The sequence below is a fragment of the [Lactobacillus] timonensis genome, from assembly GCF_900240275.1.
In the GTDB taxonomy this organism is placed as follows: domain Bacteria; phylum Bacillota; class Bacilli; order Lactobacillales; family Lactobacillaceae; genus Limosilactobacillus; species Limosilactobacillus timonensis.
Genome location: NZ_LT964761.1, coordinates 522844 through 545022 on the forward strand (window position 1 = coordinate 522844; position 22179 = coordinate 545022).

Below are 22179 nucleotides of genomic sequence, written 5' to 3' on the forward strand. Positions count from 1 at the left end.
CACTACTTGCGCAAACTAAGCTTTTCAACGTTCAGGACCTTATCGAGCCAACCGCTTGTAAAGCTTTCTTCGTGGCTCACCAGCAAAAGGTTCCCCGGGAACTCCTGCAGAGCCCGCTTCAGGCCCTCCTTCGTCTCGTCATCCAGGTGGTTAGTCGGTTCGTCCATGATCAGGAAATTGCACGGTGTCAGTTCGAGCACCGCGATTTTAACCTTGGTCTGCTCGCCCCCAGAAAGCTGGTGAAGTGGTTTGGCCGCATTGGCAGCGTTAATCCCTGCCCGCGCTAGCTTGGTTCTAATCGTCTTGGGCTGCATCGTCGGAAACAGGTTTTGGATCGTCTGCAACGGCGTGAGGCTGGGGTTATCCCAGGTCAGGTTCTGGTCAAAGTAGTTGACCTTGGCCGACGGAGATAACGTTGCCGTGCCGCCCTTAGCCGGGAGTTCGCCGAGGATGGTCCGAATCAGCGTCGTTTTCCCCACCCCGTTAAACCCACTAAAGAGCATCTTCTCGCCCATTGTCAGCGAGAAAGTAACTGGTTTGAGCAACGGTCGGTTATAGCCCACGCTGAGGTGGTCAACCCGCAGCGCGTTGGCCGACCCGCTTTCTTCGTACGGAAAATGGAACGTCGCCTTGAGGTTCGTCGACGGCGGCTCCACTTTTGTCATCCGGGCCAGCATCTTCTCCCGGGACTTGGCCATGTTGGAATTCCGACCGGCCTTATTCTTCCGGATAAAACGGGTCGCCTTTTCAATTACTTCCTGCTGCTTTTCGTATTTCCGCTCTTGAGCTTCCTGGCGTTCAGCTTTCTGCCGCATCGCCTGCTGGAAACTGCCACGGTACTTGGTAATCTTGCCAAAACTGACGTCACAGATGGTGGCCGTCACCTTTTCCAGGAAGTCGTAGTCGTGAGAAATAATCATGGCCGCCCCGTCAAAGTCGTTGAGGTAGTCAACCAGCCAGGCAATGTGCGCCGTATCCAGGTAGTTAGTGGGTTCATCCAATAAGATCACGTCAGGATTTTGCAGCAGGAGCTTAGCCAGGATCAGTTTTGACCGCTGACCACCACTCATCTTGCCTACCAGGCGGTCCTCGCCCAGTTCCGTTAATCCCAGACCAGACATTACTTCAGCCACCTTGGTGTCAATGTCGTAAAACCCGTGCGACTCCAAGTAATCCTGCATTTGGCCAGCCTTCTCCAGTTGTTTCGGATCGGTCATGGCGCGAGGGTCGGCATATAACTTAGTAAGTTTGTCCTGCGTTTGGTACAACTTGGCAAACGCACTGTGTAAAAACTGTAAGAGAGTCTCATCCTGGGGAATGTCCACGTACTGGTCAAGGTAACCGCGGGTTGTTCCCGGCTGCCAGCTAACGGTTCCAGCAACTGGCAGGACCTGGCCGATTAAGATCTTGATGAGGGTACTCTTCCCGGCACCGTTTTGCCCAATAATCCCCATGTGCTCGTGCTTTTCCAGCCGGAAGCTGGCATCGTTATATAGTTCCTTATCGGCGTAGCTCATTGTCAGCCCGCTGACTTCTAATAAACTCATTTGTTTCGCTCCTTTATACCACCACTAATAGTAGCATAATCCACCCGTTAATTTCGAAACATCCCTGCTGTTGAACAATAAAAAGCCCCTCGTTCTCGGCCAAAACCAAGTACGAAGGGCAAATTAATTATCCTAGAAAAGGATCGTCTCCAACAAGCCGCTCATGGCTGCCGGATCAACAACGCGCTGCGGCCGGTCCTGGCGATTAAAGAGGTTGGCCACACCACGGGGCAGCGAACCGCCCAGCAACTGTTGTAGTTGACGGATAGCTGGCAGTCCCGGCTCATCCACTGCTTTACTAGTAATGGAGTAGTAAACCGTCTCCGGGAACTTAAACGGGCTAGCCGTCGAAATGATGACCATTGGGGTTTCATCACCACTATCTTCCTGGTACTGGCGAGCGACCGCCGACGCCACGGCAGTATGCGGGTCAATGGCGTAGTGATCCTGATGGTATGAACGGTGAATTTCGTCTCTAACCAGCTGCTCATCCGCGTAGCCAGCCGCAAAATGACTGTCCAAGAAATCTTTTTCACTATCACTAACCTGGTAGAAGCCTCGCCGTTGCAGCTGGGACATTAATGCAGCTACTCGCTGGTCATCGCCGTTGGCAGTGTCAAATAATAGCCGCTCCAGGTTGCTGGAAACCAAGATGTCCATCGATGGTGAATTGGTAACCGTAAAATCACGGCGGCGGTCATACTTACCAGTCGTAAAGAAATCAGTTAAGACGTTATTTTGGTCTGAGGCACAAACCAGACGGTGAACGGGTAGTCCCAGTTTTTGTGCGTAATAACCGGCAAGGATATCGCCAAAGTTGCCAGTTGGTACCGTAAAGTTGACCTGGTCTCCGGCACTTATGTCGTGGCGGGCCAGCAGCTGTCCATAAGCATAAAAGTAATAAGCAATCTGGGGAATTAGCCGCCCGATATTCATCGAGTTAGCCGAAGAGAATTGCAGTTGGTGAGCCGCTAATTCAGCCCGTAATTGCGGGTCATTAAAAATTTGCTTAACGTTTTGCTGGGCATCGTCAAAGTTACCATCGACCGCTACCGGAGTTAGGTTATCACCGGGCAGACTTCGCATCTGGTGGAGCTGAACAGGGCTCACCCCATGGTGCGGGTAAAAGACAACCACCTGGGTCCCGTCCACGTTGCTAAACCCATCCATCGAAGCGCCACCGGTATCGCCAGAGGTTGCCGTTAGAATGACGATTTTGCGATCGAGCCCCATCAGTTTGACCGCCCGCGTCATCAGCTGTGGTAACAATTGAAGAGCAACATCCTTAAAGGCCAAAGTTGGTCCGTGGAAGAGCTCCAGGAAGTAATTGCCACCTACTTTCTTGGTCAGCGGGGTAATTGCCGGATCATCCCACTGACTACAGTAAGCACGGTGAATGCTAGCCGTCCGCTGCTCAGCTGACCAGTCGTCCATCAGCCAGGACAACACCAGCGACGATGCCTGCTGAAGTGTAATGCCACTCAATTGTTCCAGTGAAAATTCTGGGTGAGGAAAGTCAACGGGGACGTAAAGGCCGCCGTCAGGAGCAAGTCCCTGAATCACCGCTTCTGCGGCGTTTTTGGCGTTGGCGACAGTTCCCCGAGTACTCCGGTATTGCATGATAGGCCCTCCTTAAGAAGATTTGATGCGCCCATTATACCGCACTTTAACTGGATTATGATAGAATAATGAGAGAAAACCTAATCTTTGGAAGGAGCGCGTCATAGATGAGAGAAATCCAGATCGGAATGATTGGCCTGGGAACGGTTGGTTCCGGTGTTTTAAAGATGATTCAGGATAACGAAGGAAAGATCCTGAATATAACCGGTTGCCGGTTGCACGTCAAAACGATTGTCGTTCACAACACGAGCAAACGGCGGCAAGTCCCGCTGTGGGATACCTACCTGACTAACAACTTTGATGAATTGCTCAACGATCCGGAGATTCCAATTGTTGTTGAGGTGATGGGCGGCATTCATCCGGCCAAAGAACGGATTGCGGCGCTCCTCAAGGCCAAAAAGCACGTGGTCACTGCTAACAAGAATTTAATTGCTACTGACGGGCCCGAGTTAACGAAGTTGGCGGCAGATAACGGCGTTGACCTCGTCTACGAAGCAAGTGTGGCTGGCGGGATCCCAATCTTACGGACGATTGCCAATAGTTTCCCGGCTGATAAGATTCTGGAAGTTCGCGGGATTGTCAACGGTACCACCAACTACATTCTGACCAAGATGAATGCCGACCACCTCAGTTACGAAAAAGCCCTCAAGCAGGCTCAGGACCTGGGATTTGCTGAGGCCGACCCAACAAATGACGTTGCCGGTTTTGACGCGGCCTACAAGATGATTATCCTTAGCCAATTCTCATTTGGCACGCGCTTAACCATTGATGACCTGCATGTTGAGGGAATTGAAAACATTAACCGGGAGGACATCAAGCAAGCAGACGCCTTTGGTTACATCATTAAACTCATCGGGATTGCCCGGCGGGTGAAAGAATCGGTCTTTGCCGAAGTGGCTCCCGTCCTCGTTCCAAAGGGGACCCCACTGGCCACCGTTAATAACGAACGCAACGCCGTGATGGTGACCGGCCAGGCTGTCGGCGACGTCCTCTTTTACGGTCCCGGCGCTGGTGGACTGCCAACGGCTAACTCGGTTTTAAGTGACATTATTGCCGTCACCCAAAACATTGCGACCGGCACCACCGGTCACCAGTTCAATAATTACCGTCAGCACTACCAATCAACCTCGCTGGATGATATTTGTTACCGTTACTACCTCTCACTGACGATGAAGGACGTTCCTGGTGAGATGCTTCGTTTAACGAAGATTTTTGCGGACATCAACGCTAGTTTCCTAACCATCGTTCAATCATCATCTACTGCAGGGTTGGCCAAACTGGCAATTGTCACCCACTCAATGACGCGTCGCCAGTTGCTTGACCTCCAGGCCGCGATTGATAAATCACCCCACCATTCTCTGCAACTGAAGGCGGCCTACAAGGTCTTAGATAAGTAAGGAGGAATTAATGATGAGAATTATTGTGCCGGCTTCCAGTGCTAACCTGGGGCCGGGATTCGACTCCATTGGTGTCGCCGTCAACCGCTACCTGACAATGACGGTGGGCGAAGAAACAGACCGGTGGCAAGTTGATCACGACCTGCCCAACATCCCTCATGACGAGCGCAACATGATTGTTCAGGCAGCAATTAAAACTAGCCCGACGCCCCTGGTTCCCCACCGGTTGACCGTCGTTAGCAATATTCCACTGTCGCACGGGCTGGGCAGTTCCTCCAGTGCCAATGTTGCCGGAGTCGAACTCGCTAACCAGCTCAACCAGCTGAATTTAACCGACGAACAAAAGGTCCAGGCAGCGGCTCGTTTGGAAGGACACCCGGATAACGTTGTTCCTGCCATTATGGGTGGAATTGTGGTCGGCACGAGTATCGACGAACAGTTCTATGCCGTCAAAGCACCTGAACCGCCATACGCCCTTGCGGCATACATTCCCCGCTATAACCTTGCGACCGCGGATTCGCGGGCAGCTTTGCCAGCCACAATGCTCTATCCGCGAGCAACTCACGCTAGCGCAATTGCCAATACTCTGGTGGCCGCCCTCTTTGCCCGCAACTATCCGGTAGTCGGAAAAATGATGGAAGCTGACCTGTTTCACGAACCGTACCGGGCACAGCTGGTACCAGAATTACACACTATTCGCCGGCTCAGTCACCGCTGCGGGGCGCTGGCAACCTACCTCAGTGGCGCTGGTCCAACGGTGATGACCCTGATCCCGCATAACGGAACCGATCTCTTTAGTCGGACATTGCGGTTGCATGGTCTCACTGCCCCACTCTGGCAGTTAGCCATCGACGACCAGGGCGTCCGGGTGGAGGAATAACAAATGAGATTCACCATTGATGACATCATTCTGATGTTTTTCTGCTACTCGTTCATCGGCTGGCTCTGGGAGACGATCTACTGTTCCCTGAGGCAACGAGCTCTCCAGTACCGGGGATTTTTAATCGGCCCCTACTGTCCCGTTTATGGCTTTGCTATTGTCACGATCATTCTCTGCACTGACAACTTTAATAATAACCTCATCGCCCTTTTCTTCATGGGCTGTTTGGTAGCCACCATTTTCGAGTTTTTTGCCAGCCTGTTGCTTGAAAAGGCGTTCCACATGAAACTCTGGGACTATTCCAACCACTGGGGTAACCTCCAGGGGCGGGTTGCGCCAGCCATCTCGCTTTTTTGGGGCGTTGGGACGGTTTTTCTCGTTCGTGACGTCCAACCTGCCGTCCTGAAGTTCATTAACTTTGTCGAGTATGAGACAGCTCACTGGGCAGCCATCGCTGTCGCGCTAGTGATGAGCACTGACGCGGTCATGACCATCCTTGACACCGTTCAGTTTAAGGAACACGCTGCCATTTGGGAACAACGGATTCACGCAGAAAACCAACGGCTGCACGTTCAGCTGCTTGACGCAATGGATCAGCACCGGCTCAACCAGCACCAGCGGCGTGCCCGGTTGGTTCAGTTAGTCCACCCGACCTGGAACGAACGGCGGATGATGCATAACTATCCGACATTAAAAGTTAAAGAAGCACCGCACTTATCAGCTCTTCACCACCAACTTCATCAGCACCAGCTGTATTCCAACAAAAAATCTCACAAGTAATGGTGTCAATTTACATTGACTTATTTATAGGTTGAAAACATACTGCCAGCCTTCTAGCAACCTCTTAGTTCATAATTGTGTTATAATTATTAATGCAACATGTGCAGATAAACTGGGAGGCCTTTATTATAATGAAATTTTTGGTAATTACCGGAAGTGCCCATCAGCCAGGCGCTTCGACGCAGCTTGCTGAGCAACTGGCTAAGGGTGCCAAAGAAGCGGGAAATACCGTCGAGATGTTCGACGCTGGTCTCCACCCGGTTTCACCGCTCGCTTTCAACGCTGATAACCAACTCCTGCCCGGAGATGATCGTGTTGAAGGTTTACTGGATAAGATGGTGAGCGCTGACATTTTGGCCTTCGCTACCCCTATGCACTACTTTGGGATGTCTGCTCAGCTTAAGGCCGTTGTCGACCACATGGCAGAACGTGATGAAGAACTTCATGGCGACAAACAAGCAATTCTACTCGCAACGTCGCAAAATGATGACTTTGACCCGCTAAAATCCGAGTTTAAAGCAATCGTTGACCACATGGGTTGGACTTACGCCGGCCAAGTGTTGGCAGCGAAAACCAGTACCGACCACTTGCGGTTTTATCCCCAGATGGCCTTTGAGCTGGGCAAAAGCTTTGACGCCTCCAGTACTTCCGCTTAACTATTTATGAGATTTTTTTAATGTTTTATTGACAGTCGTTGGTCCTGCCGGTATACTTACAGACAAATCAACGAAGGGAGTGTCAATCATGAGCAAAAACTTTATCCAACAATTACAGATGATGCGTCGTTGGCAAAGCCAGTAGCTCGGGTTGACTCCGGTCGGAATCAGCCTGACACAATTCGGGTTAATTCCGTGCTGGCATCCAATTAATACTTAGTGCCCGCATGTGAAGCAAGATCATTGCGGGCATCCTGAAGAGAAGGGGTCCGTGTAGCGGGCTCCTTTTTCTTTTTGCTAACTACTGGGAGGAAATGTCAATGAAAAGAATGTATACCCTCATCACCGTTTTATTTGTCTTCCTCGGTGTGGCCTTCTTTCGGGAAAACAACGGTGTGTCTCAAAGTAAGCACCCCACCGTCGGGATATTGCAATTAATGCACCACCCCTCGCTCGACCAAATTCATCACGGCTTTATTGCTGGTTTGGCAGACGAAGGGTTTCATGAAGGAAAGAACCTAACAATCGACTACCAGAACGCGCAGGGTGATCAAAGTACCCTCAAGACGATGGCCAATAAGCTAGTCAACGAGCACGACAACGCCATCTTTGCCATCACCACCCCGGCAGCCCAGTCGGTTGCCAACTCAACAACTAAGATACCGATCATCCTCGGGGCCGTAACCAATCCGCAGGGGGCTGGGCTGGTTAAAAATAACCACCACCCTGGCGGCAACATTACCGGGGTTTCCGACCAAGCACCGGTAGCTCAGCAACTGGCGCTGGTCAAAGAGTTTCTTCCCCATGCCAAAAGCATCGGAATCATCTATACCTCCAGCGATAACTCCGCATCAACCGAACACGCCCTCTTTGTTAAGGAAGCCAAGCGGCAACACGTCAACCTGAAGTCGTACACCATTGCTAATAGCAACGACCTCAACCAGGTTTCCCAAACGGCGCTAAATAATAACGATGCCTTAATCGTCCCGACTGATAACACCATTGCCGGCGCAATGCAGACCCTAGTTAAAAACGCTAACGCTGTTAACAAGCCAATCTTCCCGGCAGTCGCCCAGATGGTTAAACAAGGCGGGGTTGCCACCTACAGTATCAACCAGTACGACCTTGGTGTCCGTGGCGGCCGGATGACCGGTAAAATTTTGAAAGGGGAGAACCCCGCGAAGATGCCGATTGACTTTTCGCGGCACGGTGAACCAGTTTTGAACCTCAAACAAGCTCATAAGTTGGGTCTGACGGTACCAAAGCACTTTGAACACGAAGCAGAAACGAAAGGGCAGGTGTTTAAATAATGAACTTAATTACTTCAGCAATCGGGCAGGGATTATTATGGGCCCTGCTGGGAATTGGTCTTTACCTGACCTTCCGCATTCTCAACTTTGCCGACATGACGGTTGAAGGAACCTTCCCCCTCGGGGCTGCCGTCGCGGTAACCGCCATCACTCACGGTATCTCGCCACTAGGGGCAACGGTTCTCGCCGCCCTTGCCGGAATGGCTGCCGGGCTGATTACCGGTTTACTGTGCACCAAGGCGAAAATTGACAGCCTGCTGGCGGGAATCTTAACCATGACCGCTGCTTATTCCGTCAACTTGCGGATCATGGGGAAATCCAACGTTTCCCTGCTCGGTAAGCAAACCCTGCTGACGCCGCTCCGGAATCTTCCCCAATACTTTGACAGCGTTTTTCTGGGGCTGATCGTCATTCTGATTATTACGGCCGGTCTGATTTTCTTCCTCCAAACCGACTTTGGCCAGGCCTTTATCGCTACTGGTGACAACCCGGTCATGGCCAGGTCGCTCGGGATTAAAACCGACTCAATGGTCATCATTGGCCTAATGCTCTCCAACGCCCTGGTTGGCCTTTGCGGCGCTTTAATTGCGCAGAGCAACGGTTACGCCGACATTAACATGGGAATTGGGACGATCGTCATCGCCCTCGCCTCAATCATTATTGGGGAAGTGGCTTTCGGTGACCTTACCCTCAACCAGCGGTTAGTCGCCGTCACCCTCGGGAGTATCATCTACCGGCTGATCCTCTTAGCCGTCCTCCAGCTTGGTTTCTCCACCAACGACTTGAACCTGATTTCTTCAATTGTTCTGGCGCTATGCATGATGCTGCCACGACTAAACAACGTCCTGCACATCAAAGAACCATTCGTCAAGGGAGGTCTTAGTCATGACAAATAATCGCGAACCAATGTTACAGCTAAAAGACGTTTCCACGGTGGTCAACGCGGGAACGCCCAACCAAACCACGATCTTGAAGAAGATTAACCTGACGATCAACGATGGTGACTTCATCTCCATCATTGGGACCAACGGGGCTGGGAAGTCCACCCTCTTTAACGTGATTGCCGGCAGTTTGCCGGTTGCTAGTGGACAACTGTTTCACCAGGGTGTCGACATTACCACAATGAGCGTAGAACAGCGGACTAGTTTCCTCAGCCGCGTCTTCCAAGACCCCAAAATGGGGACGGCCCCGCGGATGACCGTGGCCGAAAATCTGCTGTTAGCGGCTAAGCGGGGCGAAAAACGTCACCTTATTCCGCGACACCTCAAACAGCGCCTGCCGGAACTCAAACAGCTCGCCGCCTCGATGAACAACGGGCTGGAACAGCGCCTTAACACCGCTACTGGCAACCTTTCCGGCGGTCAGCGACAGGCACTCAGTTTCCTGATGGCAACGATCAAACGACCAGATATCTTATTGCTGGACGAACACACCGCCGCCCTCGATCCCCATACCAGTCAGTCGCTCCTTCACGCCACCAACCAGCGGATTACCGAGGACCACTTAACGGCTCTGATGATTACCCACCGGATGGAGGACGCCCTGACCTATGGCAACCGGTTGATTGTTTTAAAGGCCGGTCAGATTGTGGCTGACTTTGCCGGTAAAGAAAAGCAACAATTGACCCTTGACCAGCTATATGACTTTTTTGAGGACTAAAAATACGGGCTTGTTTCGTTAAGGAAGCAAGTCCGTATTTTTGTTGCTCGTTCAACAATTTATGTCTTAAGAAATTCATGATACAGTTACTGTGTTATCAAATTATATACTCTGATTTGATAAACAAGTATCTGGATCTTAACGTAGTCACCTCTCCTTTTTTATATTCCTAAATACAAAACCTAGTATGCATCAATTCCCTACTAACTTTTTCCATCACAATTAAGTTTAATCTTAAAAAGATATTTACAATAAAAATGCGTACATATTATCATAGATACGCTAGAGGAATTGATAAACATAGATTCAAAGGCCTCTTTAAGAATAAGCCGCTTTAATCTATAAAAATTTATGCTTCTGAATGGAAAACAAAAAACGCCGGGTAGGTCGACCTAAAAGCAAGCGTTAAACCTACCAGACGGTTCGTCTGCAAAAAAACTTTTTTGGAGATTAATGCACCGGAAAATGCTTTGAGCATCAAAACACAAGATGAAACTGTTGACCAGGCGATTGATCGTGTGCTGCGGTCACTGAGCACGGATGAGATGCGGTCGTATAAGCTGTGGTTGGAAATGTTTGAAAAGAAAGAGAAGTAAAAATGAAAGTCGAACCCAAAATTATTGAGCAAGTTAAGTCTGTCTTAAAGCAATTTGGCACTAAATATCTTACGGAATCAGGCGAGTTGAAGCGTAGTAACGTCATTAATGACCTCGATCAGTATGATCGTGAATTAATGGCTGCTCTCTTAGCCAATCCGCTCATTCATGATAATTACACCGAGATGATCGCCGGCACCGAAATCTTCAAGCTAAACAAGTTTATCGAGATGTTTGAATATAAGGATTTCTGGGAGGATAGCTTCACTAAATATACCGACAAAATCGGTCTAGCTAGCGGAGGCAAATTCATCTCAGATTCGTCTGATGTCGTCCTCGATTTTCCTTATAAAGATACTGTCCTCAAAGCTGGCATGGATAAGGAAGACGCTGATCCCGAGGTTGGGGCTGATGAACCATTCCTGAATGAAACATTAGCTCATGCGGAAATTAGTGAGCTCTTGGAACCAAAAGTTTTAATCAACGCCAAGCGCTATGATAAAGATGGTGAACATGAGGCAAATAGTTTTGATGATCAAGATAACTTGATTATCAAGGGAAACAATCTTGTTGCATTACATAGCTTAAAAGAAAAATACTCCAGTAAAGTTAATTTAATTTATTTTGATGTACCTTTTAATACAAGTAACGACTTCCCATATAATGATAAATATAATAGATCAACGTGGCTTACTTTTCTTCAAAATAGGTTAAGAATCGCAAAAAACTTGTTAACAAATACTGGTAGCATTTTCGTACATATTGATTGGCATGAGGATGCTTACTTAAGAATTTTATTGGACGAAATTTTTGGGAAAGATAATCTTATTAATGAAATTATTTGGCACTATGGTTCCGGTGGTAGTTATAAAAATTCATTTGCTAAGAAGCATGATACTATTTTCTGGTATTCTAAAACATCAAATTATAAGTACTTTCCTGATAATAAAATGGTTGGCGAAAAAAGAGGAACTAAAAAGCGAAATAATATGAAAAGGAATGTCGATGAGGATGGGAGGGTTTACTATTCAATTAAATCAGCAGGTAAAATATATAAGTATTATGAAAACGATTTAATTACACCAGATGATGTCTGGAATATATCGATCTTGCAACAAAAAGACCCAGAAAGGATGGGATTTAACTCTCAAAAGCCTGAAAGACTATTAGCACGGATTATAGGGGCCACAACGAAAGAAAATGACTTAGTTCTAGATTCCTTCATGGGATCCGCAACAACACAAGCTGTTGCAATGAAAATGAAGCGACGTTTTATTGGTATTGAGCAAATGAATTATATTAATACCATTTCGGTTCCTCGCCTACAAAAGGTTATAAAGGGTAGCCAAGAAGGAATTTCAAAAAAAGTAAACTGGCAAGGCGGTGGTTCCTTCGTCTACGCTGAATTGATGGAGAAGAATCAGGGATACTTGAAAGATCTACAGAAAGCCACGACTTTCGATGAATTAGACGCTATTTTCCAACGTATGAAAGCCGGTGCCGACTTTGATTTCCGGGTTGACCTGGCTAAATTTGAAGATGATCCTGATCGGAGAAAACTATCCTTTGAGGGCCAAAAGAAATTACTCATTAAGCTGCTGGACAAAAACCAGCTTTATTACAATGAAGCCAACATTGATGATGCTGATGTCCGCGATCTGATTTCCAATAGTGATTATCAATTCAATAAGAGTTTCTACGGGAAGGAGTCAGAATAATGGCTCGCAAGAAATCGATCCCGCAAGAAAAAATCGACCTCAAACTATTAAATTGGCTAAATGATACGTCGTTTTTTAGCCAAGATGAAGGTATGCTACGGTTACCGCTGTATATCAGTCAAAACCTCAAGCACAAACTCCGTGACTACCAGTTTTCTGCCATCCATAACCTAGACGCCGTTAAAAGACGGTTTGGTAATGATAGCAACTATAATCAGCTCATGTTTTACATGGCCACTGGGTCGGGAAAGACTGATATCATGGCTGCAATTATCTTGTACATGTATCATGTTTGGGGGTATCGATGTTTCTTATTTACTACAAACACCACAGCCGTTGTCAGCAAAACCATCGATAATCTGACCAACAATGCTTCTCCCAAGTACCTATACCAAGATCCGTTAACCATCGACGGTCAACGGGTAACGATTAAGCAAACCAATGATTTTCCAGTAACTTTGGAACAGAATACGATCTATATCAAGTTTTCCGGTATTCAACAGTTATCAAACGACTTCAATGTACCACGAGAGAATGGTATTACACGAGATTCCCTCAGTCGCCATAAACTGGTGATTTTAGCCGATGAAGCACACCACTTTAACGTTGGTACACGGAGTAAGAAAGCTAATGCTGAAAGCAAGAGCTGGGAATCACTACTCGATGAAATTCGGGGACTAAATCCACAAAACCAGCAATTGGAATTTACGGCAACAATCGACCTACATAACCCTGATATCTATCACAAATATCAGAACAAGATAATCGCCCAGTATGATCTCAGCCGCTTCATTAACGATGGGTATTCCAAGCAAGTTTACCGATTGCAGGCCAACAATAGTGACAAGGATAAAATGCTCAACGCTGTTTTATTATCACAATATCGGAAGCGAATTGCTCAGAACATGGGTATTCCTGACTTTAAGCCGGTTATTTTGTTTAAATCAAACACAATTGCCCAATCTAAGTCAGTTAATGAACAATTCCTCACGATGATTGACAGCTTATCTGCTGAGTCTTTGCAAGAATTTATTCAGTCTCAAAACCAATCTACCCAGAGTGAAGCCCTCAGTATGGCCTATGATTACTGGCTTAAGCAGGGCTTTGGTGAAACAGTGGCGGAGTTAAAGCATGACTTCCGTGAACTGACGACAGTCAACGCCAACGACCCAGGATCTAAGGGACTGCTTTATCATTCTAACGTCGCCACCAAGTTAAATAATCTGGAAAACCCAGATAATCCAGTTCGCTCAGTCTTCGCCGTTGCCAAGTTAAGTGAAGGTTGGGACGTTCTGAACCTATACGACATTGTCCGAATTGGCGAAAAAAATATTAAGCCAAAAGACACTAATGCCGAAGCCCAGTTAATTGGCCGTGGTGCCCGCTATAATCCTTTTATTTACCAGGGGAAGAAGTCTTATGTTCGCCGCTTTGACGACCGGAAACCTGAAATTCAGCTTCTGGAGCGGCTTTACTACCACACCATTAACAATCCACAGTACCTTGAAAACCTGCGGAAGTCCCTAGATGCCATTGATTTACCGGTTAATGAAGATACTAAGTTTAAGCTTTATACTGCCAACGTCAAAAAGTCATTCAAACGCACTGCTACATATCGTCACGGTAATATCTATTACAACAAGGTAGAAACCGTACCAGCATCGCATTACGATTGTATTCAAAAATACGGCTTCGATCCCTCCACGACCGAGCCGATTGATTTGATTAATACAACGTCAGAACGACAAATTAATACTGGCGCTGATCGGAACGATCAAGCTTCGACAGAATTAGTCAACGTGGCTTCATTTATTAACCCATCCGATAGAGCCCTGATTAATACTGCTATCTCATTCAATGATTTCTTCAGATTTGATAAGCTGAAAAAGCAATGTCCAACACTAACTAGTGTTCGAGAACTATTGACGAGTGATAAGTGGCTGGGACATGCAGTTGTGCAAGCCCGGGTTGCCGTCGGAGCAAAAATCACTCCACAGTTACGCTTACGGGCAGTTGAGAAATATCTAACACGGGTCAACAATGCCCTCGTTCATAATTTCCAACGTTCAAAAGGGACTGATGAATTCCAACCAGTAGCCGTTCACGAAGTCATTAAAGATTACACTAAGCGGGTTCGTGATGCTTTTAACGATCCTCACACGGCACAAATTGGTCCAAACCCGATGAAAGGCAAAGACTGGTTCGTTTACGATTACGCAATTGTCGACATTTTAGAGAAGAACTTTATTGACAAAATCGGTGCAGAAATTCCACACATCAAAGAAAAATTCAAGAACGCCTACTTATTACGAATTGACGAACGCAATACTGACTTTAAACTTCATGATTTTGGTGAAGAGGTTTATCGTTATGAAGGCTACATGCCCGACTTTGTCCTTTACCTCGACAACAAAGACTACATTTACCAAATTTATCTGGAACCGAAAGGGCAGCAGCTTCTCGAAAAAGATAAATGGAAAGAAGAACTACTCAGTCGGATCAATCCAGAAAATGTTGTTATCCTCGGCGAAACTGACAACGTAAAACTGTACGGGGTAAAATTCTACGTTGAAGATGATAAAGGACATCAAGACCTTCATCATATGATGGACGATTTGCGCAAAAAGATTGATTAATCCAATGCAAAAAAACCTCACATTTTTCTTGTGAGAGTTTTTTTCTCGACAGGTTATAAATGCCTTCATATCAACAATGCAAAGAACCTTTGCTAGACTTATGACCCCTGATATCATACGCTAATCCCAACGAAAAGAGATGAGAAACGTGATCTTCGGAGAACGCATTAAGGAACAACGAAATCAGCTGCAACTTACTCAGGCCGATGTAGCTAAAAAACTATTTACCACTCGACAAACGATTTCGAACTGGGAAAAAGGTAAAAGCTACCCTGACCTAAGTACACTGATTAAAATCAGCGATTTCTATCACGTTTCAATCGACTCTTTACTAAGGGAGGACCAGGAATTGAAAAAGTCACTTGAACGCGATACTGTACAAAAGAAATTTGATATCTTAAGTAGCCTACTATCAATTTTTGGATTACTTGTCGTATTACTAATTATGCTTATTGCCGACACCACTGCTTTTAACAAACCAATGGTTGCGCCACTTACTATTGCTATTTTAATCTTGAATGGTTTAATTACCCTTGTGGCAAGTCGCTTTAGTACATATATATCAGATAATCGTCTTCTTAAAAAGCTAATTCCAAAAATAGTAACTATATTCTTAATATGTACTTTAATTATATTTACCGCACTCTATTTCTATACTGGGAAACAATTAGATAAAGCGATTAATTACCTGGAATATACGCTCTTTATCGTTACTGCTATTCTATGTATCATCGCTACGACTATTTCTACGGTCATAGCATACATAAACAAGAAAAAGGCAAGAGAATAGCTCTCTCACACATACGGCTTATACGTCGCCCAGTCCTCGTATTGGTCGGCAATTTCCTGCTGGACTTGCGAAATCGCGTCCGTATAGGTCACTTCGGGATTACGCGCTAAGTAATTAACCCGGTCTCGTTCTTGATTGCTGAAGTTAATCTCGCTCAATGACGCAGGCTCCAGCACATAGCCGGTAAATTCTTCGCCGCGACTTTGCGCCATCTGTTCACCAATCCGATTAGCATAACTTAATAACCAATCTGCCACGCTCTCACGATAAATGAGGGCGTGTTTGCGTTCCGTCTCAAAAACATCAGTGTTGCGAATACCAAAATAACGCTGGTTTTGCATATTACGTAAACGAAAATATCTCACCATTCAATTCATCCTTTTCGAACGTTTGTTCGCATATTGCTCGAACAAAGTATAGCATGAATGGTAGGAAAAATAAAAAGTGCTAGTAAAAATAGCAGGCATCTACTAGGCAAACGTAATATTAGTATTCCAAGGCAAACGTGCTATAATACTTATAGAAAGAAATAGTCGAAGTGCAAACGTACTTCAACCACAAAAGCCCCCCACTAGTGCAAGTAGTGAGAGGCTTTTATTTGTGGGCGAAATTGCCGTTCGATTACTGAATTAATGCTTCTTGTGGTTGTTCAGCCACCAACCAAAGTAGGTTACAAGTAATGCATTAACCAGCTGAAAGAAATAGTCTTGAAAGCGCAACATTCACACCCTCCTTCCCATATATCCAAAGGGTGACGAATGACTTACTAAGTATAACAGAATAATTATAGGAGGACTTATATGATCCCACTAGAAGATTTATTATCCGCCCCTGAAGACGAATATCATGATTTTAAGCAGCAATGGTATGCACCAAATAAGAAAACAGAATTAATAAAGGATATTTTTAGCTTCGTTAATACTGCCCATCATAAAGACTGCTACTTAATCATCGGTGTGGACGACAATCACAATGTTAGTGGTGTAGAGAACGATGATAATAGGTTGAATACACAAAATTTAACTGATTTCCTGCATTCATTACCCATCGCGAACTCGCATACGCCAAAAGTGATCGTTACTCCTATCCAAATGGGGCAACATACAGTAGATGTAATTACAATCAAAGATACGTTAGATGTTCCTGTCTATCTTGATGAGGATAAACGCCCCAAAAAAGCTAACCGTCCTATACATGCTGGACAAATATTTACACGAGAAAATGACACAAATACAGCTATTAGCGCCTCGGCAAGTGATTACCAAGTTGAACGCCTTTGGAAGAAAAGATTTGGATTAGACCTTCCAGTTCAGGAACAATATAAGATTAAATTAGCAGATGTAAACAACTGGGAATATTTTGAGATGGATAAAACTGGGTTTATATATGATGTAGATCCAGATTATTGTATGTACCTTACAAAGGATGATTTTCCTAGGTATAAAGTAGAGTCATATGCCTTAGGACAAGTTCGAATGAATATGTCTTGGTATACACTAACACTTAAATATCGAGATAGGACTATCAAGGAGCTACTTGTGGTAGCTATGGATGGTGGTCGTTTTATGACAGTTACTCCCGCCTTAAACTCTATAGATAAATTCTCTAATTATTCGCTTACATTCCAATATTATTTAGCAGGATCATTGGATTTCGCTGTTGAAAAACTAATCTTAAAAATGCATAAACCAGCAATCTCCCCCGATTACGGAAGTAGAATGCAGTTATTGAAACGAATTGTAATTTTTCAAGATTATGAACATCTCAATAAAGTTACAGCAGATTTGAATCAGCATTATAAAACTATTAAGCAAATGTGTACACCAACAGACGAACAACTGAACTTATGTAAAGGTGCGCTCTCAATGGATTTCAAAAATGATGATCCTGAAATGCAAAGTTCTCATATTGAGCAGATGTGTAGAGAATCAAATGTGAGCCAACTTATTAATAATTATTTAGAAACAAGGTCTATTTCTATTAAATAACTCCAAAGCAACCTTGATATACCAAGCCCCTGTATCCTACAATCAGAATATAGGGGTCATTTCTTTCAATTGATTAATTATCGCCCTTAATTAAGGAGCATATTATGCGCGAATACACAAAGCTAACTAACTACAAAGAAGAAGACTTCCTGGAAGTGAAAATCCTCAAATGCTTAGCTTACAGCAAAAGAAACAATCAATGACGCGTCCTCAACTAGCAGAGTATCTAGTAACTAATATAGATGCTATTCCTAATGATTCACTGAAATATGTAAAGTCCCAAAAAACAGGTAATGAATATCAACCATTCATGAGACGACTCAGCTTTGCCCTCACATCACTTAGCAAAGCACAATTGATTAAACATCCCAAAAGGGGGATTACTGAATTGACTGAACTTGGCAAAAATATTAATCCTAATGATAGCCAGTACATCCATCAGTTAGTGATGAAAGGATGGCACCTTTCAAAACAAAGGCCTTCCAAACCGCGCCAAATCAACAATGCAACTCAAATTAACATGAATGTATGCTAATAGTTGCGGTTTTATAAGCGATATTTGCTTTATTATCGCCCCTAAGCAATCTCATAATGAAAGTAAACTAAAATGAGGAGAACAACTTATGGAATTTTCAACCCAACTTAAACAATTAAGGAATCGTGATGGCCTATAACAAGAAGATGTTGCTAAAGCCGTTCACGTTACCCGACAGTCAATTTCCAAATGGGAATCTGGTGACAGCACACTTGACCTAGCCACTGCTGTCAAACTAGCCGAGCTATTTGATGTTAGCCTTGATAATTTAGTCCTAGGTATTGACCGAAGGAGAATGGAAAGAAAGATATTTCCAACAAAAAGCTGCTAAAGGAAATAGTAAAAATCAATGAGGAAAATAAGGGATACTCTTTGGGAGAATTTTTAGAAGATTATTGGTTTCTAATTGTAGTGGTGATTGCGGCTTTCATGGTGGCATTAAATTCTGGTGGCACAAATTTTTCTAAAACAAAAAAAGCCGGCATTTCTGCTAGCTTCCAAAACAGCTTTCCTAGTAATTAATTAGGTCCATTGTTTTTTCGGAAATAATCCAGTGCAATAATCGGAGAGCTAATAACCCCAATTTAAGGTAGATCAGGGGCTATTGCGCCCACACACTTTCTTATAGGAGATAAAATCTCATGAAACAACTCGTCCTGCCAATCAAAGACAGCAACATTCTCCATGAAGTTGAAAACACATTGCTCAACAACTTCCGCTTTGGACGCCGAAATTACACAATTTTCCAAGTTGGCAAGGCAACCCTGCTTCAGGTATCAGATTTATTGGCTCTCAGACGCAAATCTATTTACTTAGACGATGGATCCCATCAGAAAGAACGCTTATATCGTCGATCAGAAGACCCAAAAACAGAACACTTTGTACTTAAAGCCCGTCAAAGATGACCTCGAAAAATATTATCAGTGGCTGCAAGACAAAAATATCGACTCAGGATGGCTGGTACTGTACCCTGTCAAGTTGACACATTAAATAACTGAAACTTGAAAGCTAATAATCACGCCAAAGGCGTGTGGTTATTGGCTTTTTTGGCAAAAAAATAAACGCAAGCTCTCCTGCGTTGTATACTTTAGTCGACCAAAACCAAGATACAAAGGAGACTTACGTCATGAATATTATAAGACAAAAAAATACAGAAAACGAGCTTCACAATATTGTTCATCAATTTACTTCCCTCATTGGTCTATCTAAACTCACCAAGTTGGTGAATTATCGCCGGAATTCAGAAATCAGCTTGATGAAGGTCATTGAATGGCTGCTCACGACAAAGTTCCTGGGACGCTCGCTTTATCGAGCCCATGAAACACCTAACTTTACCAGTCGCACCGTCAGAAATAATTTGAACGATGGCCGGATCAATTGGCAACGCTTGATTTGTCAAGTTGGGAGTCATTTAATCAAGCATTTACGACCGTTTATTGACCGCCGGCGGCGGTTAGCATTGATCATTGACGATACACTCTTTTCCCGTGAGTACGCCACCCAAACCGAATTACTAGCGCGAGTCTTTGACCATGACAAACAGTTATATATTAAGGGATACCGGGCTTTAACTTTGGGTTGGAGTGACGCCAATACATTCTTACCGATCAACTTTGCATTAATGTCTTCCAAGAAGCCACAAAACGTCCTTGGAAAATCAGCTAAAACAACCGATCAACGAACAATTGCTGGCCGGAGACGTCGCCAAGCACAGCAAAAAATGAACCTCGTTTCATTGCAACTTGTCAAGCAAGCCCTCGCAAATGGCGTTCTAGCTGACTATGTGTTATTTGATAGCTGGTATAGCTCACCAAAAATGTTCTATGAATTAACCAAGTTGGGATTAAACGGCGTGGGCATGCTTAAACGATCCAGCAAAATTTACTATCAATATCGCGGACGGCAATATTCAGTTAAAGCATTATACAAGCGACTGCAGGCCTCAAAATATCAACCCAAGCAAGCTTATCAATACAGCTGCTTTGTCGAAGCGCACGTCGGGAACCAAAAATTCAAGCTTCGCTTGGTATTTGTGGCTAATCGGGCCCGTCAAGATGACTACCTAGTACTGGCAACGACTCAGTTAGGCCTTCAGCCACAAGCGATCATTCAACTATACGCCCGAAGATGGCAAATTGAGAATTACTTTAAAGTTGCCAAGCAATACTTGCGGCTCGACAAATCACAAGTTCAAAATTATGACGGGCTTTGTGGCCATTTAGCAATTGTCATGATGACTTATGACCTATTAGCTTGGCAGGAACGGCAAAATCAGGATGATCGCACCATTGGGGATTTATTCTTTATAATGAACGAAGCCATGCCAGATATTGAGTTGTCTCAAGCACTGGTATGGCTTCTAAATTCGTTAAAAACGATTATTAATCATGAAGTTTATGCAAGAAGAGCCCAAATTATTCAGATGATGAATCAGTTCTTCACATTTTTGCCGAAACGGTTAGTTTCGCTGTTAACAGCAAGCTAAATGGTTAAATTAATTAAAATATGCCCTGTGATACCAAGGGATCAGTCTGTCTTCATACTTTCAAGTTTCAGTTTNTCAGGGTATTCTGTGCTTCATAAGTTTCCTGCTCCTGCACACGTTTTCTCTTAGGCTGACGATAGTCCGCTTTAATACTGTGTTCCTTCATAATGCGCATGACGCGCTTCTTGTTAACTGTGTATGATAATCTTTCCCGCTTTATTAAACGGGTCATCTTGTCATAACCAACGCAGTGTTTATGTTGTGCTTCTAACTGTTTAACGAGCTTTAGAATTTCTTGATCTTGAATATCATGAACCGTCGGTTCATGGGTAAGCCACTTGTAGTAAGCCTGCCGACTTACCCCGGCTGCTTTAACTAGATCAGATACCTTATACCCACTTTGGCTCATTTCCTGAATCGCTTGATATCGTCCGGCCGTTCCACCTCCCGATTGTGTATTTCGACCAATTTTTTTGCGAAGGCAATCTGTACCTCCCGTTCCTTCGCTTTAGCTTTCAGCTGCCTTACTTCTTGTCGTAATCTTTCCACTTCATTGGTTGGTGTTTTGCCTTTATGGCGACCCCGGTTATCCTGAAGGGATTCCCAATCGTGAGTTCTTTGGTACTTTCGTACCCATGAATAGACCCGTTGATAGCTGACATTAAATTTTTCTGCCGCGGCTTGATAGTTATACTCGTGATCAATTGTCCATTGAGTAATTTGCCGTTTCTCCTCAAAAGTAACTTTTCGGCCCACTTTCCTAGCTCGCTTTCTTGTTGCGTAAGCAACACTTAATTGTCCACTATTGTACCGGACAATCCATTGATGTAGTTGGGAAAGACTACGAATTTGATATCTATTGAGAATTGCTTGGCCTGACAGGGTACCTGAAAGGTAAGCTTTAACGGCTAATCGCTTGGTTTGAAGTGTGTACCTGTGATTGTGTTCAGGGCGAATCAATCCAGCCAAACCAGCCGTTAAAAATTGTTTAATCCATCTGTTAAGGCTAGAGGTCCGCACCTGGTGATAATCCGCGTATACCCCGAGTGAGTAGTCTGAATCTTGGTAATTACTGAGTAACCTTAATTTTTCCGTCGTTGAATATGTTCCTATTCAAAACACCCCCTAGAGATGACACTTTTATTATTTAAAGTGTCAACCCTAAGGGGTATTGTACGCCCGAGCGNAGTAGTCTGAATCTTGGTAATTACTGAGTAACCTTAATTTTTCCGTCGTTGAATATGTTCCTATTCAAAACACCCCCTAGAGATGACACTTTTATTATTTAAAGTGTCAACCCTAAGGGGTATTGTACGGCTCTTCCCATCGACCACTCATCACGATCGACACATCACCGAAAAGCAATTCTACAAAATTATGCACAAGACCGGCGACCTGCTCGGTATCGACTACCTGGGAACCCATACGATGCGGAAAACCGGTGCCTATCGAGTTTATGTCCAAACCAACTATAATATCGGCCTCGTCCTGCAACTTCTCAACCATTCCAGCAAGCAATGACCCTCAAGTATCTCGGCCTGGACCAGGTCAACTTCGACTAGGTCAGCTGCCACATATCACA

The 22179-nt window shown here is 44.9% G+C and carries 20 protein-coding genes and 3 pseudogenes; 18 read left to right on the top strand and 5 right to left on the bottom strand.

The features are described from left to right. Positions 1-2 precede the first annotated feature (2 nt). Together C1710_RS02525 and thrC are read right to left on the bottom strand one after the other, a co-directional pair. Positions 3-1547, bottom strand: a complete 1545-nt coding sequence (locus tag C1710_RS02525) for an ABC-F family ATP-binding cassette domain-containing protein (protein WP_102279695.1) — start codon at positions 1545-1547, stop codon at positions 3-5. Positions 1548-1679: 132 nt separating this feature from the next. Beyond that, positions 1680-3167 carry a threonine synthase gene (gene thrC / locus C1710_RS02530; protein WP_102279697.1) on the bottom strand — a complete coding sequence of 496 codons (1488 nt, stop codon included), beginning with the start codon at positions 3165-3167 and terminating at the stop codon, positions 1680-1682. A gap of 107 nt (positions 3168-3274) precedes the next feature. Here thrC and C1710_RS02535 point away from each other — a divergent pair, with 107 nt between their 5' ends. The 11 genes from C1710_RS02535 (at position 3275) to C1710_RS02585 (ending at position 15589) form a co-directional block, all read left to right on the top strand. Next, positions 3275-4564 carry a homoserine dehydrogenase gene (locus C1710_RS02535; protein WP_102279700.1) on the top strand — a complete coding sequence of 430 codons (1290 nt, stop codon included), beginning with the start codon at positions 3275-3277 and terminating at the stop codon, positions 4562-4564. A 13-nt stretch (positions 4565-4577) separates the two neighbouring features. Continuing rightward, positions 4578-5444 carry a homoserine kinase gene (gene thrB, locus C1710_RS02540; RefSeq protein ID WP_102279702.1) on the top strand — a complete coding sequence of 289 codons (867 nt, stop codon included), beginning with the start codon at positions 4578-4580 and terminating at the stop codon, positions 5442-5444. Between the two features lie 3 nt (positions 5445-5447). Beyond that, on the top strand, positions 5448-6224 hold the full coding sequence (locus tag C1710_RS02545) for a putative ABC transporter permease (protein ID WP_102279706.1): 777 nt from the start codon (positions 5448-5450) through the stop codon (positions 6222-6224). A 131-nt stretch (positions 6225-6355) separates the two neighbouring features. After that, positions 6356-6880: a flavodoxin family protein gene (locus C1710_RS02550; protein ID WP_180961281.1), complete on the top strand. Its 525-nt coding sequence runs from the start codon at positions 6356-6358 to the stop codon at positions 6878-6880. 320 nt (positions 6881-7200) lie between these two features. Further along, positions 7201-8190, top strand: a complete 990-nt coding sequence (trpX, locus tag C1710_RS02555; protein ID WP_102279711.1) for a tryptophan ABC transporter substrate-binding protein — start codon at positions 7201-7203, stop codon at positions 8188-8190. After that, positions 8190-9086, top strand: a complete 897-nt coding sequence (locus tag C1710_RS02560) for an ABC transporter permease (protein WP_102279713.1) — start codon at positions 8190-8192, stop codon at positions 9084-9086. Before trpX ends, C1710_RS02560 begins: the two co-directional genes overlap by 1 nt. After that, positions 9076-9849 (top strand): ABC transporter ATP-binding protein, encoded by a 774-nt coding sequence (locus C1710_RS02565; RefSeq protein WP_102279715.1) that lies wholly within the window; start codon positions 9076-9078, stop codon positions 9847-9849. The genes C1710_RS02560 and C1710_RS02565 overlap by 11 nt, the downstream gene beginning before the upstream one ends. A gap of 470 nt (positions 9850-10319) precedes the next feature. Then, entirely contained in the window at positions 10320-10445 is a 126-nt protein-coding gene (locus C1710_RS08425) for a hypothetical protein (protein WP_268874808.1), read from the top strand. A gap of 2 nt (positions 10446-10447) precedes the next feature. Beyond that, a complete protein-coding gene (locus C1710_RS02575; protein WP_102279717.1) occupies positions 10448-12163 on the top strand; it encodes a site-specific DNA-methyltransferase in 1716 nt (571 codons plus the stop codon). Beyond that, on the top strand, positions 12163-14799 hold the full coding sequence (locus C1710_RS02580) for a DEAD/DEAH box helicase family protein (protein WP_102279719.1): 2637 nt from the start codon (positions 12163-12165) through the stop codon (positions 14797-14799). The genes C1710_RS02575 and C1710_RS02580 overlap by 1 nt, the downstream gene beginning before the upstream one ends. A gap of 148 nt (positions 14800-14947) precedes the next feature. Then, a complete protein-coding gene (locus C1710_RS02585; protein ID WP_102279721.1) occupies positions 14948-15589 on the top strand; it encodes a helix-turn-helix domain-containing protein in 642 nt (213 codons plus the stop codon). Positions 15590-15594: 5 nt separating this feature from the next. Here C1710_RS02585 and C1710_RS02590 read toward each other — a convergent pair whose 3' ends face one another. Further along, positions 15595-15957 (bottom strand): hypothetical protein, encoded by a 363-nt coding sequence (locus C1710_RS02590; RefSeq protein ID WP_146002360.1) that lies wholly within the window; start codon positions 15955-15957, stop codon positions 15595-15597. Between the two features lie 432 nt (positions 15958-16389). On the opposite strand from C1710_RS02590, the gene C1710_RS02595 reads away from it, so the two are divergent. The 6 genes and pseudogenes from C1710_RS02595 (at position 16390) to C1710_RS02615 (ending at position 20597) form a co-directional block, all read left to right on the top strand. Beyond that, positions 16390-17577 carry an AlbA family DNA-binding domain-containing protein gene (locus tag C1710_RS02595; protein WP_102279726.1) on the top strand — a complete coding sequence of 396 codons (1188 nt, stop codon included), beginning with the start codon at positions 16390-16392 and terminating at the stop codon, positions 17575-17577. A gap of 169 nt (positions 17578-17746) precedes the next feature. After that, positions 17747-18112 carry a winged helix-turn-helix domain-containing protein gene (locus tag C1710_RS02600; protein ID WP_102279728.1) on the top strand — a complete coding sequence of 122 codons (366 nt, stop codon included), beginning with the start codon at positions 17747-17749 and terminating at the stop codon, positions 18110-18112. A 181-nt stretch (positions 18113-18293) separates the two neighbouring features. Then, on the top strand, positions 18294-18443 hold the full coding sequence (locus tag C1710_RS08315; protein ID WP_235857998.1) for a helix-turn-helix domain-containing protein: 150 nt from the start codon (positions 18294-18296) through the stop codon (positions 18441-18443). A 41-nt stretch (positions 18444-18484) separates the two neighbouring features. Beyond that, positions 18485-18634: a hypothetical protein gene (locus tag C1710_RS08245; RefSeq protein ID WP_180961282.1), complete on the top strand. Its 150-nt coding sequence runs from the start codon at positions 18485-18487 to the stop codon at positions 18632-18634. A 119-nt stretch (positions 18635-18753) separates the two neighbouring features. Further along, positions 18754-19072, top strand: a pseudogene (locus C1710_RS02610) (hypothetical protein); the annotation flags it as partial. Positions 19073-19238: 166 nt separating this feature from the next. After that, complete coding sequence (locus C1710_RS02615) at positions 19239-20597, top strand: IS4 family transposase (protein WP_042513950.1); 1359 nt, start codon at positions 19239-19241, stop codon at positions 20595-20597. A gap of 76 nt (positions 20598-20673) precedes the next feature. On the opposite strand, the pseudogene C1710_RS02620 reads toward C1710_RS02615, so the two are convergent. Both C1710_RS02620 and C1710_RS02625 read right to left on the bottom strand, forming a co-directional pair. Continuing rightward, positions 20674-21006: pseudogene (locus C1710_RS02620) on the bottom strand (IS3 family transposase); the annotation flags it as partial. Beyond that, complete coding sequence (locus C1710_RS02625) at positions 21003-21617, bottom strand: helix-turn-helix domain-containing protein (RefSeq protein ID WP_102279073.1); 615 nt, start codon at positions 21615-21617, stop codon at positions 21003-21005. The pseudogene C1710_RS02620 and the gene C1710_RS02625, both read right to left, overlap by 4 nt. A 297-nt stretch (positions 21618-21914) precedes the next feature. Between C1710_RS02625 and C1710_RS02630 the strand changes: the two are divergent. Then, a pseudogene (locus C1710_RS02630) lies at positions 21915-22159 on the top strand (tyrosine-type recombinase/integrase); the annotation flags it as partial. Positions 22160-22179 lie beyond the last annotated feature (20 nt).

What these genes read in the sequence shown, in the direction of transcription:
- C1710_RS02525 (WP_102279695.1), bottom strand. Translation starts at nt 1,547, where the DNA reads ATGAGTTTATTAGAAGTCAGCGGGCTGACAATGAGCTACGCCGATAAG.
- thrC (WP_102279697.1), bottom strand. Translation starts at nt 3,167, where the DNA reads ATGCAATACCGGAGTACTCGGGGAACTGTCGCCAACGCCAAAAACGCC.
- C1710_RS02535 (WP_102279700.1), top strand. Translation starts at nt 3,275, where the DNA reads ATGAGAGAAATCCAGATCGGAATGATTGGCCTGGGAACGGTTGGTTCC.
- thrB (WP_102279702.1), top strand. Translation starts at nt 4,578, where the DNA reads ATGAGAATTATTGTGCCGGCTTCCAGTGCTAACCTGGGGCCGGGATTC.
- C1710_RS02545 (WP_102279706.1), top strand. Translation starts at nt 5,448, where the DNA reads ATGAGATTCACCATTGATGACATCATTCTGATGTTTTTCTGCTACTCG.
- C1710_RS02550 (WP_180961281.1), top strand. Translation starts at nt 6,356, where the DNA reads ATGAAATTTTTGGTAATTACCGGAAGTGCCCATCAGCCAGGCGCTTCG.
- trpX (WP_102279711.1), top strand. Translation starts at nt 7,201, where the DNA reads ATGAAAAGAATGTATACCCTCATCACCGTTTTATTTGTCTTCCTCGGT.
- C1710_RS02560 (WP_102279713.1), top strand. Translation starts at nt 8,190, where the DNA reads ATGAACTTAATTACTTCAGCAATCGGGCAGGGATTATTATGGGCCCTG.
- C1710_RS02565 (WP_102279715.1), top strand. Translation starts at nt 9,076, where the DNA reads ATGACAAATAATCGCGAACCAATGTTACAGCTAAAAGACGTTTCCACG.
- C1710_RS02575 (WP_102279717.1), top strand. Translation starts at nt 10,448, where the DNA reads ATGAAAGTCGAACCCAAAATTATTGAGCAAGTTAAGTCTGTCTTAAAG.
- C1710_RS02580 (WP_102279719.1), top strand. Translation starts at nt 12,163, where the DNA reads ATGGCTCGCAAGAAATCGATCCCGCAAGAAAAAATCGACCTCAAACTA.
- C1710_RS02590 (WP_146002360.1), bottom strand. Translation starts at nt 15,957, where the DNA reads ATGGTGAGATATTTTCGTTTACGTAATATGCAAAACCAGCGTTATTTT.
- C1710_RS02595 (WP_102279726.1), top strand. Translation starts at nt 16,390, where the DNA reads ATGATCCCACTAGAAGATTTATTATCCGCCCCTGAAGACGAATATCAT.
- C1710_RS02600 (WP_102279728.1), top strand. Translation starts at nt 17,747, where the DNA reads ATGCTTAGCTTACAGCAAAAGAAACAATCAATGACGCGTCCTCAACTA.
- C1710_RS02615 (WP_042513950.1), top strand. Translation starts at nt 19,239, where the DNA reads ATGAATATTATAAGACAAAAAAATACAGAAAACGAGCTTCACAATATT.